The 12,872-nt window shown below is 43.4% G+C and carries 11 protein-coding genes; 6 read left to right on the forward strand and 5 right to left on the reverse strand.

What is annotated here, in order from left to right:
* The first annotated feature begins 45 nt into the window (after positions 1-45).
* Genes glyQ through J8M00_RS26450 form a run of 3 tightly spaced genes read left to right on the forward strand, consistent with a single transcriptional unit; the run spans position 46 to position 3,539 of the window.
* Positions 46-945, forward strand: a complete 900-nt coding sequence (gene glyQ / locus J8M00_RS26440) for a glycine--tRNA ligase subunit alpha (protein ID WP_211013379.1) — start codon at positions 46-48, stop codon at positions 943-945.
* Between the two features lie 2 nt (positions 946-947).
* Entirely contained in the window at positions 948-3,017 is a 2,070-nt protein-coding gene (glyS, locus tag J8M00_RS26445) for a glycine--tRNA ligase subunit beta (protein WP_211013380.1), read from the forward strand.
* Between the two features lie 60 nt (positions 3,018-3,077).
* Positions 3,078-3,539 carry a hypothetical protein gene (locus J8M00_RS26450; protein ID WP_284138494.1) on the forward strand — a complete coding sequence of 154 codons (462 nt, stop codon included), beginning with the start codon at positions 3,078-3,080 and terminating at the stop codon, positions 3,537-3,539.
* Between the two features lie 145 nt (positions 3,540-3,684).
* Here the strand turns inward: J8M00_RS26450 and J8M00_RS26455 are convergent, their stop codons facing one another.
* The 5 genes from J8M00_RS26455 to fadB form a co-directional block, all read right to left on the reverse strand.
* Entirely contained in the window at positions 3,685-3,837 is a 153-nt protein-coding gene (locus tag J8M00_RS26455) for a hypothetical protein (RefSeq protein ID WP_211013381.1), read from the reverse strand.
* Between the two features lie 555 nt (positions 3,838-4,392).
* Positions 4,393-4,548, reverse strand: a complete 156-nt coding sequence (locus J8M00_RS26460) for a hypothetical protein (protein ID WP_211013382.1) — start codon at positions 4,546-4,548, stop codon at positions 4,393-4,395.
* Between the two features lie 181 nt (positions 4,549-4,729).
* Entirely contained in the window at positions 4,730-4,969 is a 240-nt protein-coding gene (tusA, locus tag J8M00_RS26465; RefSeq protein WP_211013383.1) for a sulfurtransferase TusA, read from the reverse strand.
* Positions 4,970-5,149: 180 nt separating this feature from the next.
* The gene (fadA, locus tag J8M00_RS26470) at positions 5,150-6,316 is read right to left on the reverse strand and encodes an acetyl-CoA C-acyltransferase FadA (RefSeq protein ID WP_211013384.1); all 1,167 of its coding nucleotides are present in this window, start codon (positions 6,314-6,316) and stop codon (positions 5,150-5,152) included.
* Position 6,317: 1 nt separating this feature from the next.
* A complete protein-coding gene (gene fadB, locus J8M00_RS26475) occupies positions 6,318-8,480 on the reverse strand; it encodes a fatty acid oxidation complex subunit alpha FadB (protein WP_211013385.1) in 2,163 nt (720 codons plus the stop codon).
* Positions 8,481-8,864: 384 nt separating this feature from the next.
* Here fadB and J8M00_RS26480 point away from each other — a divergent pair, with 384 nt between their 5' ends.
* The 3 genes from J8M00_RS26480 to J8M00_RS26490 all read left to right on the forward strand — a co-directional run bounded on the left by J8M00_RS26480 (position 8,865) and on the right by J8M00_RS26490 (position 12,868).
* Positions 8,865-10,733, forward strand: a complete 1,869-nt coding sequence (locus J8M00_RS26480; RefSeq protein ID WP_211013404.1) for a transglycosylase SLT domain-containing protein — start codon at positions 8,865-8,867, stop codon at positions 10,731-10,733.
* Positions 10,734-10,839: 106 nt separating this feature from the next.
* Positions 10,840-12,162, forward strand: coding sequence for a Xaa-Pro dipeptidase (gene pepQ / locus J8M00_RS26485; RefSeq protein ID WP_211013386.1), 1,323 nt, complete (start codon positions 10,840-10,842; stop codon positions 12,160-12,162).
* 91 nt (positions 12,163-12,253) lie between these two features.
* Positions 12,254-12,868 (forward strand): YigZ family protein, encoded by a 615-nt coding sequence (locus J8M00_RS26490; protein WP_211013387.1) that lies wholly within the window; start codon positions 12,254-12,256, stop codon positions 12,866-12,868.
* The last annotated feature ends 4 nt before the right edge of the window (positions 12,869-12,872 follow it).

The raw sequence follows: 12,872 nt of genomic DNA on the forward strand, positions 1-12,872 counted from the left end.
GCGCTGATTTGAGTCCCATGTACCAAATAAATATAAAAGCCAACTATGCAAAAATATGACATCAAAACCTTTCAAGGGTTGATCCTGGCTTTACAGGACTATTGGGCACAGCAAGGCTGTGTAATTGCACAACCACTGGATATGGAAGTTGGTGCGGGCACATTCCACCCGATGACTTTCCTGAAATCAATTGGCCCAGAACCAATGTCGAGCGCGTATGTTCAACCATGTCGTCGCCCAACCGACGGTCGCTATGGTGAAAACCCGAATCGTCTTCAACACTACTATCAATTCCAAGTTGTACTGAAGCCATCACCGGATAACATCCAAGAGCTTTATCTTGGTTCATTAGAAGCATTGGGTATCGATACTTTGACCCACGAAGTGCGCTTTGTTGAAGACAACTGGGAGTCACCAACCCTGGGTGCTTGGGGTCTAGGTTGGGAAGTGTGGTTAAATGGTATGGAAGTGACACAGTTCACTTACTTCCAACAAGTTGGTGGTATCGAATGCTCGCCAGTGACAGGTGAAATCACTTATGGTTTAGAGCGTTTAGCCATGTATATACAAGGTGTCGACAGCATTTATGACCTTGTGTGGACAGATGGTCCTATGGGCCGTGTTACATATGGTGACGTGTTCATGCAAAACGAAATCGAACAATCAACTTATAACTTTGAATATGCAGATGTAGACGCGCTATTCAAGCAGTTTGATCAGTGTGAAAAAGAAAGCCAAAAATTGATTGAAGCGGGCTTACCATTACCTGCATATGAGCAAGTAATGAAAGCTTCTCACGCATTTAACTTACTAGATGCCCGTCACGCAATTTCTGTGACAGAGCGTCAACGATATATATTGCGTGTAAGAGCGTTATCTAAAGCATGCGCGCAATCATATTTTGAAGCTCGTGAAGCACTTGGTTTCCCGCTTTGTAAGGACTGATCATGACAACTGAAAATTTACTAGTAGAAATTGGTACTGAAGAGTTACCACCAAAAGCATTGCGCAAGCTAGCAGAAGCATTCGCTGAAAACGCAGCTGCAGAGATAGATGCACTAGAGCTGGCTCACCAAGGTGTGAGTTGGTATGCATCTCCTCGTCGTTTAGGTATCCAAGTAAAGCAACTTGAGACACAGCAAAAAGATAAAATTGTAGAGAAGCGTGGTCCAGCGATTAAAGCCGCGTTTGATGCCGATGGTAACCCAACTAAGGCTGCACAAGGTTGGGCTCGTGGTTGTGGTATTGAGGTTAACGAAGCTGACAAACTTGAAACAGAAAAAGGCGCGTGGTTACTTCACAAGGCGACTGTAAAAGGTCAACAAGCATCAGCATTACTGAGTGACGTGATTGGCAAAGCGCTCGCCAAGCTACCTATCCCGAAGCCAATGCGCTGGGGAGCAAATAAAACACAGTTTATTCGACCTGTTCACACAGTTGCTGCATTACTTGGTAATGAAATCATTAAAGGTGAAGTACTAGGTAAACAGATCAGTAATGAGTTGCAAGGCCACCGCTTTCATCACCCTGAGCGAATTACATTAGCCCATGCCGATGAGATATTTGACACGTTAAAGCAGGCATATGTCATTGCTGATTATGATGTGCGTAAAGCACAGATCCGTGCTCAGATTGAAGCGGAAGCTGCAAAGCTTGGTGCGGTTGTTGCAATGGATGAAGACTTACTTGAAGAAGTAACGTCGTTAGTTGAATGGCCGGTAACCTTGACCGCATCATTTGATGAAGCGTTCTTGTCTGTACCAGATGAAGCCCTCATCTATACGATGAAAGATGACCAGAAGTACTTTCCGTTATTGAATGACAAAGGCGAGCTGATCAACAAGTTCTTATTTGTATCAAACATTGAAAGCAAAGATCCAAGTGTGGTTATCTCAGGTAACGAAAAAGTTGTTCGTCCACGCTTAGCGGATGCACAGTTCTTCTTTGAAACGGATAAGAAGAAAACCTTAGAAAGTCGTTTAGAGTCTTTAGGCAGCGTATTGTTCCAAAAACAACTGGGCACTTTAAAAGATAAATCTGAACGTATCGCAGCATTAGCGGGCTACATTGCAAAACAATTGGGTGCTGATGAATCTTTGGCACAAAGAGCTGGCTTGCTAAGTAAAACAGACTTGATGACCGAAATGGTCATGGAGTTCACCGATGTACAGGGTGTAATGGGTATGCATTATGCGCGTATTGACGGTGAGGCTGAAGAAGTTGCGGTTGCGCAAAATGAACAATACATGCCGCGTTTTGCTGGTGATGCATTACCGTCAAACCCAATTAGTTTTGCAGTTGCGCTGGCAGATAAGTTCGATACCCTAGTAGGGATTTTTGGAATTGGCCAAATTCCCAAGGGCGATAAAGATCCATTTGCACTTCGCCGTGCAGCCATCGGTGCGCTGCGTATAATGGTGGAGAAAGAGTTACAACTCGATATCTTAGATATCGTGGCAAAAGCACAAACCCTATTTGGCGATAAGCTGACGAATGATCAGGTCGCCGAAGATGTGTTTGAATTCATGTTGGGACGATTCCGTGCCTGGTATCAAGATGAAGGGATCAGCGTAGATGTTATCCAAGCTGTATTGGCCCGTCGTCCAGCTCAACCAGTAGATTTTGATCGTCGTGTTAAAGCGGTTAGTCACTTCCGTACACTCGATGAGGCAGAGGCACTTGCCGCTGCCAATAAGCGTGTGAACAATATTTTGGCGAAAAATAACGTCACGAGTGACGCTGCTGTCTCAACAGAGTTACTTATTGAAGAAGCTGAAAAGCAACTTTCAGAGCAGGTTGCTGCGTTGACTGAAGAACTTGCACCTGTCTATGCACAAGGTGATTACCAGCATGCATTAACACGTTTGGCGAGTTTGCGCGAAGCGGTAGATAACTTCTTTGATAATGTCATGGTTATGGCTGATGATGAGGCTGTTAAGAATAACCGCCTTGCACTGTTAAGCCAGCTAAGCCGACTGTTTTTAAATACTGCAGATATTTCAGTATTACAAAACTAAGTGTATTGACTAAACATATTAAGCCAGCAAGCATGCTGGCTTTTTTATTTAGGATGATAGGTGAGAAAATTGCAAAAAACGATAGCGTTATCAATCTTAGTTGCACTGGGTTTAGTCGGGTGCACTTCACCACAAATAAGTGGGCAATCAAGCACACAAATTTCAGCGCCCGTTGCAAAAGTAATAGATCGACCAATGTATTTACGTGGTGATTTTAGTCTTTGGGATGCTGAAGAAATTTACCAGCTTCAGCCTCAAGGCGATGGAACTTATTCAGTACGTGCACGATTTATGAGTCCAGGCAAGGTGCATGAATTTAAAATTGCCGATGGGTCATGGAGTCAAGGGTACAATTGTGGATATCGCTTCCATAGTGTTTTAAAGCTCGGTCAACCACAGGCTGCTGATTGTCACACCATCTACAACTACTTTAGTTTTATCCCCGATAAAAAAGGTTGGTTTCGCATCACATTTGATTATCGAGAGCCTAAAAAACCAATGGTATTAATTCAGAGGGATTAGTATCAATCTATGATTATCTATACTCGTCAAATGTATAGCAGCAAAGGCTTGCACCGTGTAATGTGACTTGAGGCTACTGGATCTGGATATGAAAGGGCTTTAGGTTAAAACGGCAAGTATTTACTTGCCGAAAAATGAGTGACTGTTATTCAGGCTTGCAAGGGTAATCACGAGATGCGCATACGTTTAAAGAGTTTCCAAACTTATCATTACCGCCTGCAATGGCATTTGTTTGTGCTGGTTTAATTGCTTGAAGATCTAGGTTTTTAATTTTTTTTGTTTTGAGTTTTAATTTCATACTATATTTCCTTTTACTTTATGGTTTACCTATTTTGTAAACTACCTTATTACTCCATGAAATAGTTCATTGTATGTTTTTTATTACTTCTTTGTTTAATTTGTGTTTCTCTCCAAGTCGTTAGTGCTCGCGGCAGGGTGATGAAGGTGATTAGGCTGTTAAGTTAGCTAAGCCGCCTGTTTTTAAATACTGCAGATATTTCAGTACTTCAAAATTGATTAGTGAATAAGTGGCTTTTTTATTTTAATACATCCATTCTGTCTATGAATTACCAAACCTCGAGACTATGGTATTTATTGCGTGAGAGTACCATTTATGAGTCTAGGAAAAGTGCAGGAATTAAAACTAGGTGAAAAGTCGAATCAAAGATATAACTTTGGTTTTATATTTGATGGATGATTGCTGGTGGGTAAACCTAAACTAGCAGGCTCACTACTTCAACCTTCTACCCAATAAAAAGGGGAAAAGAACACTCGAAGTCTGCGGTAAAAAGCACCTTATATTATGACCTAAGTGGGAAATAGCAAGGTATAAACTTGCTACCTCCCTCTCTGTTTAATTTTCTTTCTTTAAGTTTGGCCCACTGCACCAAGAGTTGATGCTGTTTTCACCATCGTTGCCACCGCCATAAATATGCTGTGTTGCCTGTTGGTTAAGTGTATTTCCAGTTAGCTTGATAAGTTTTTTCTTAGTAAAAGAAAGTTTTTTCATGGTCGCTATCCTTATTTATTATTATCTTTTGTTTTGTATGCGAGTGCTTATTAAAGCATCTCACTTGTCTAATTTGACATAAAAACATCAAGAATATCAAGGTGTATAAAAGATAAATGAGAGAAAGGGCTGTAATAAAGTTTTATGATAGGAACGCAGTGAATTCAGCTTCAATGCAAAGCTACTTGCCCTTTTTTAACAGGTATCGATAAGGTGATGAATCTACCTCTTTCGCGACTAAGGTATGATCCATAAACTCGCAAAAGCTGGGTATATCTCGAGTAGTTGATGGGTCGTCTGCCAATATCAATAACGTTTCGCCATGATTCATCTTTCTAACCATACCTCTGATCATCATAACTGGTTCAGGACAGCGCAGCCCGACGGCATCTAAGGTATGATCTGTATTATCAAAATTCATAAAGCGCCTCTGGCCAATATCAAAACATCTATTCTAACGTGGTACATACGCCGATTTAAAGGGGTTAAGTTAAAATGTTGCGGATTCTTTGACGTAGGATAGATAATAAAAGGCAAAGCCACTGTTCATGACTTTGCCTTGGTCACCAAGTTGAAATTGGCTATGACAACAACAAGCGTGTTAGCTCACGCGCTCAAATACTGTCGCAATACCTTGCCCTAAACCTATACACATCGTAGCCAAGCCATACTTGGCATCTTTCTCTTCCATGATATGAATGAGTGATGTGCTTATCCGCGAGCCCGAACAACCAAGCGGGTGGCCCAGTGCAATGGCCCCTCCGTTTAGGTTCACTTTTTCGTCTGCGACGTCGAGTAGGCCAAGGTCTTTCATGACTGGTAGCGATTGGGCTGCAAATGCTTCATTGAGTTCAATCACATCCAAATCTTCGACACGGATGCCTGCTTGCTTCAAGGCTTTTTGACTGGCTGGTACTGGACCATAACCCATAATTGAAGGGTCACAACCAGCAACTGCCATTGATTTAACTCGAGCGCGAATAGTCAAACCAAGCGCTTTGGCTTTGCTTTCGCTCATGACTAACATGGCCGATGCGCCATCCGACAGCGCCGAAGATGTACCTGCTGTCACTGTGCCACTGGCTGGATTAAATACCGGACGTAATTGGCTTAAACCTTCAAGGCTAGTTTCTGGGCGGATCACCTCGTCATGTTCTACCAATACAGGAACGCCATTTTCGTCATGTCCTTCGGTCGGTAGAATTTCTTTTGCAAAACGACCTTCAACACTTGCCGCGTGTGCACGTTGATGTGAACGCACAGCAAATGCATCTTGTTGCTCTCGATTAATGCCGTGAAGCGTTGCAAGATATTCAGCTGTCAGACCCATAACACCTGCAGCTTGGGCAACAGAGGTTGAAAGGCCAGGATGAAAGTCTACGCCATGTGTCATGGGGACATGGCCCATATGCTCGACACCACCGATAAGATATGTGTCACCGGCACCTGTCATAATTGCGCGGGCAGCATCGTGCAGTGCTTGCATTGATGAGCCACATAGTCTGTTTACGGTAACAGCTGGTACTGAGTGAGGAATACCAGCGAGAAGCGCAGCGTTACGAGCAACATTAAAACCTTGCTCTAGTGTTTGCTGAACACAGCCCCAATAAATGTCATCAATGGAGTCCGGCGCAACTTGCGGGTTGCGATCAAGTAAACCTTTCATAAGGTGTGCACTTAGGTCTTCAGCACGACGATGTTTAAATACACCACCTTTGGAGCGACCCATTGGGGTGCGAATACAATCTACGATAACTGCATGTTCCATGTTACTGGCCCTCCACTTGATAGAACACTTTGCCTTCTGCCGCCCATGTGCGCGTTTGCTCAGAAACCTGATAGATTTCACCTAGGTTGGCATATTTGTCTGCCATGGCAACAAATTCACTTAATCCCACTTGGTCTAAGTAGCGGAATACACCGCCTCTAAATGGAGGGAAACCAATACCATAAATTAACGCCATATCAGCTTCTTGTGGTGAGGCAATAATGCCTTCTTGCAAACACAACAGTACTTCATTAATCATTGGAATCATGCAGCGTTCAATGATTGTTTGCTTGTCAAACGGTTGAGTGTCGTCACAAATTTGCGTTAATAATGCAAGAGCTTCAGGGTCTTTGCTTTTCTTCAGGCGGCCTTTTCTGTCAGGAGCGTATTGATAAAAGCCTTTTTGATTCTTTTGACCAAAGCGCTTGGCATTGGCTAGTAGGGCAACAGGATCTTTATCTTGGCGTGTCATACGTGTTGGGAAGCCATCAGCCATGACACCTGTACAGTGGTTTGCAGTATCTATACCGACAACATCGAGTAGGTAAGCTGGACCCATTGGCCAACCAAACACATTTTCCATGACTTTATCGATTTGACTGAAATCAGCACCTTCGACGACTAACTTGTTAAAGCCTGCAAAGTAAGGGAATAGCACCCGGTTTACAAAAAATCCTGGGCAGTCATTGACAACAATTGGTGATTTACCAAGTTTCAATGCGTAGTCCACAACTGCAGCAACCGTGTCATCGGAGGTTTTTTCACCACGGATAATTTCAACCAGAGGCATCTTTGGCACTGGATTAAAGAAGTGCATACCGCAGAAGTGCTCAGGGTTTTCAAGTGCTGTTGCTAATTCGTCAATGCGGATAGTAGACGTATTTGAAGTCAGTACTGTGCCTTTGGGTAGCTGTTTCTCTAACTCTGCCAGTACGGCTTTTTTAATTTGTGGGTTTTCGACAACAGCTTCAACAACGATGTCCGAGTTTTCTAAATCGCGCTCGTTTAAAGTGGGTTTAATTTTTCCAAGCGTGGTGACCATCTTTTCTGTTTTCATATGACCGCGCTTTACTTTTTTACCCAATAAACTTGCGGCTTCACCCATGCCTAAATCAAGCGCACCTTGGTCAATGTCTTTCATGACAATCGGCGTACCTTTGTACGCAGATTGGTAGGCGATACCGCCTCCCATTATTCCCGCGCCTAATACCGCGGCTTGTTGAATATCAAGTTGGCTGGCTTTTGCTTGTTTTTTTGCAACACCTTTAATGTACTGATCGGCCAAGAAGATACCGGTTTGCGCAGCAGCTTCTTGAGTTTTAGCTAATTTAGCAAAGTTTGCGTTTTCAATTGCCATTGCCTCGACTCGGGTATGATTGGCTGCCGCTTTGATGGTTTTAACCGCCATCACAGGCGCAGGGTAATGACCTTTGGTTTTAGCCATAACCATGCCTTCTGCCATCGCAAAGCTCATACCTTGTTCAACGCGATTCATTTTCAGAGGTTCAAGTTTAAGCTGGCGCTTAGCTTGCCAATTTAACTTGCCATCAATGGCCTGTTGTAATGTTTTAACGGCGGCATCTAGGAGCTTATCAGCTTCGACTACAGCATCTAATGCGCCCACTTTGAAGGCATCTGGCGCGCGGTTTTCTTGACCTGTTGAAATCCAAGTCATGGCGTTATCTGCACCGATAATTCGCGGCAATCTCACTGTGCCACCAAAGCCCGGCATGATCCCAAGCTTAACTTCTGGCAAGCCAATTTTAGCATTCGGCGTTGCGATACGGTAATCAGTAGCAAGTACCCACTCACAACCACCGCCAAGTGCTAAGCCGTTTATGGCTGATAAGGTCGGAAATGGTAAGTCTTCAATTGCATCGAAGACATCGGTTGCTTCTTTGATCCAAGTGACGAGCTCTTGCTCTGGACGATTAAAAGTAGGTAAAAATTCATAGATATCAGCACCAACAATAAAGTGGTCTTTATCACTGGTAAAAATTAGGCCTTTTACATCATCACGTGTGCTGAGTTCAGCTAGTGCTTTAGCACAATCTTGTAGGGTTTGCTGAGATAGTTTGTTGACCGAACCGGGTAGACAAAACTTAAACTCAGCGATGTTGCCTTTGCAAAAATCAACGACAAAGGACTCGCTCTTGATTAACATACTTGTTCTCCGTGACACTGGTACGATGAGTTGTCATTTCATCCAGTGTGGCGTCTTTATTTGAAAATTGCAATGAAAAATTTACCGCAGATTTACTGTAAAGCATAAATTGGGATGTTAAGGTGGCTAAGTGCATAGATTGGGCTAAGGTGTTTTAAGGTTTGCGCATTCAGTTTATTTAAACCTTCAATCATGCATAACTTGATTTGAGCAGAGCTAGCGCTCTGCTTCTCTCTGCTATAAAGCAGTAAAGTTAAGGAATGAACTCAGTTTATTGTATTTAAGTCATGATATTAAAAATATGCTGGGTCTAGATATACAACGCATTTATGTAAAGCATAGGTCGCCATGAAATTACGGATCTCTCGGTTTATTAGTACGGGTATGTGCGCTTTTTTCACTTTGTTAAGTGCCCAAGGGTACGCGCAAAAACCCCATCAAGATTTTATTCAAGCAGAACGTGTTGCTTGGTCAGGAAACTATAAAAAATTCAAACAGACACTCGATGAACTCGAGCACCCTTTGAAACCCTATGTTGAGATGACATTTTATAAACGTCATCCAAAACTAAAGTATCAAGAAGAAATTTCACGCTTTTTATCTGTTTATGATCATACTCCGCTAGATTGGCCACTTCGCAAAAGCTGGCTTAACTATTTAAAGCGTCGCGGTAAAAAAGCACTATTTATTGAACATTATCAAGACACCAGTAATGCAGAGCTAAAATGTACTTACTTGCAATTTCAACTGGATCTGGGGGCGCCCAAAAAAGCGATTTTAGATCAGGTAGCGCCATTGTGGGTGGTAGGAAAGTCTCAACCAAAAGCGTGCGACAGGCTTTTCTCCCAGTGGCAAAAAGCTGGTTATCGTGACCAAACGCTAATTTGGGAACGCATTACCAAGGCGGCGCAAGGTGGGCAGACGTCACTGATAAAATATCTCAAAACCTTATTGCCAAGGCGAGAGGCATATCTCGCCGATCTATACGTGGCTGTACGCAGAGACCCCAGTGCGTCAGCGGGGTTATACCGTTATAAACATCGCAATCAAAAGGAAAGTGAGATAGCGGTATATGGTGTGCGCCGATTGATCTGGCGCGACCCTAAGTTGGCGCTGCGCGCGTGGGATAAGTTACAGGGGATGTTTGAGTTCAGCCAGGCACAAAAAGATAGCGTCGCATATCGATTTGCTCTGGCGTTGGCGTCAAAGGGCCATGAAGAAGCCCGATTTTGGCTCAATAAAGTACCCACTGAGCAGCAAGATGTTAAGTTACGCCAGTGGTTAATGAGTAACATGTTAAAAGAGCAAGATTGGGCAGGTATAGCGGCGCTGTTTACTGGCATGGATAATTTGAGTAACGGGCAAACCTATTGGCTCGGCTATAGCTATTTCAAACGTGGTGATAATGCTAAAGCAACCGCGTTGTGGCAGGCATTAGCTACTAAACGAGATTACTATGGCTTTTTAGCCGCTGCACGATTAGATTTGCCTCCTTCAATGAACACTCAATCTCTTGATGTCAATGAACAAACCTTGGCGAATGTGTCGCAGGCCCCAGGTTTTAAACGAGCGAAAGCCTTGTATGAGCTGGAGCGTTTTACACAAGCGCGCAGAGAATGGAATTATCTAACCAATACATCCAGTACAGAGGAAAAGCTTGCTGCATCAATGCTGGCCGCTGAATTAGATTGGTACGATAGCACTATCTATACCTTGGCACAGATCAAGGCATGGAATTATGTCGACCTACGTTTTCCTATGGCGTTTGATAACCTATTCGAACGTTACAGTGAAAGAAACCGTGTCGATTTAGCATGGAGCTATGCAGTTGCCCGTCGCGAAAGTAGCTTCGCTCCGGATGCGAGATCTTCGGCTGATGCCTACGGATTGATGCAACTTTTACCGAGTACTGCGCGATATGTAGCGAAAAAGCGTGTGACTAAAAAACAACTGATGAAGCCCGCGACGAATATTCGCCTTGGTACTGACTATCTAGAGTATCTTAAGCGTAAAACTAAGGGGAATGAGATATTGGCAACAGCGTCATACAATGCGGGTTATCACCGCGTAAAGCGCTGGATCCCCAGTGAAGCGATGCCAGCAGAGCTATGGATCGAACTGATCCCTTATCGTGAAACTCGAGATTATGTCAAAAATGTCATGGCATATCGTCAGGTGTATCACACTAAATTAGGGCGAGATGGGAACGTATTGGCAGGGATCTTGGATATGAATATAGGCGGCAAACGTTAAACTTGACGGTTAAAGGCGTCGCTTCAAAGGGTTGACATGGCATCGTTTTTGCGACGGTGCTATGTTAGACTCAGTTATAAATAATTTGAATAAATATGGGTACACCGTGGACACATTAGCAAACTTGTATGCAGAGCATATCACCACGCTTCAGGCGCGCACAAAAACCATCGTTGAACGTGAGGGCTTAGATGGTCTTGTCATTCATTCAGGCCAAGCTAAACGTCAGTTTTTGGACGACATGTATTATCCATTCAAGGTTAACCCACAATTTAAGGCCTGGTTACCGGTCATCGATAACCCGCACTGTTGGCTGGTGGTCAATGGCACAGATAAACCAAAATTGATCTTCTACCGCCCAGTGGATTTTTGGCACAAAGTACCGGATGAGCCAAATGACTTTTGGGCCGACTATTTTGATATTACGCTATTAGTGCACCCGGAGCAGGTCGAAAAATTACTCCCTTACGATAAAGAAAAGTTTGCTTATATTGGTGAGTATTTAGAAGTTGCGCAAGCATTGGGCTTTGGTCAAATGAATCCAGAGTCGATACTGAACTATTTGCACTATCATCGAGCATACAAAACCCAATATGAAATGACGTGTTTACGTGAAGCAAATCGAATTGCTGTACTTGGTCACAAGGCGGCAAGAGATGAGTTTTATGCGGGCGGCTCTGAGTTTTCTATTCAGCAAGCTTATCTGAATGCAACATCACACATGGAAAATGACACTCCTTACGGTAATATTGTTGCGCTGAATAAACATTGTGCGATTTTGCACTACACCCATTTTGAACGCCAGACGCCGAGTGAGCATCTATCATTCCTGATTGATGCTGGTGCAAACTTTAACGGCTATGCATCAGATATTACGCGAACATATGACTTTGCAAAACAGGGTCAATTTGCTGAAATGGTCGATGCCCTCAATCAACATCAGATAGCGCTGGGCAATGCACTTGAGCCTGGTAAATTGTACGGTGATCTACATATTGATTGCCACCTGCGCATGGCGCAGATCTTGGCAGACTTTAAAGTGGTTAATCTAAGTGCTGAACACATCGTGGAGAAGGGGATTTCTTCGACTTTCTTCCCACATGGGTTAGGGCATCATATTGGATTACAAGTGCATGATATGGGTGGGTTTATGGCTGATGAACAAGGCACACATCAAGCGCCACCTGAAGGTCATCCATTCTTGCGTTGTACAAGACGTATTGAAGCGGGCCAAGTGTTTACTATTGAGCCTGGTTTATACTTTATAGACTCTTTACTTGGTGATTTAGCGAAGAGCGAGCATGCTCAGCATGTAAATTGGGACAAGGTTGAGGAATTCAAACCATATGGTGGGATCCGTATTGAAGATAACATCATTGTTCACCAAGACCGTTTAGAAAATATGACACGAGCATTGAACTTAGATTAATCATCAGAGTTTGTCTTTTTGCGAGTGAATGGCCACTCAAGCTGTTTTATCAAGAGGAGTCGTGAGGCTCCTTTTTGTTAGAAAATAATTTATGTCTGAATATAAAATCCCCACTGAAACCATCTCTCATCACGAAGAGATTAAAAAAAGTACTTTTTTGGTACATGTCGCACATACGCCTACTGTTGAAGCCGCCAAGGCGTTTATTCGCAGTATTAATGAAGCATACCCTGATGCGCGCCACAATTGTTGGGCACACGTGGCTGGTGCACCAGGGGGGAGTCATGTATTGGGTTTCTCTGATGATGGTGAGCCAAATGGTACTGCTGGTAAACCTATGTTGAATGTATTGATGGGTTCTGGCATCGGTGAAATTACTGCGGTGACAACACGTTACTTCGGCGGTATCAAACTTGGTACAGGCGGGCTGGTTCGCGCTTATGGCGGTACACTTAATAATGCTCTAAGTGTATTGCCTACAGCTTTGAAAGTACCTGCTGCGTTATTAGTAGGAAACTCTGATTATGCATTGCAAGGTGTGATAGAACAACACTTGGCCAGCCACTATCAGATATTGAGTATTCAACATCAGTTCACCGCAAACATTGGTTGGAGAATTGAGATTGACGCACGTGAAGCTAAAGCGGCAATACAATCTATTTTCGACCTTACTCATGGCAGTGTGGCAATGAAGATACAAAAGTAATTGC

The sequence above is a fragment of the Pseudoalteromonas luteoviolacea genome, assembly GCF_018100925.1.
GTDB lineage: Bacteria > Pseudomonadota > Gammaproteobacteria > Enterobacterales > Alteromonadaceae > Pseudoalteromonas > Pseudoalteromonas obscura.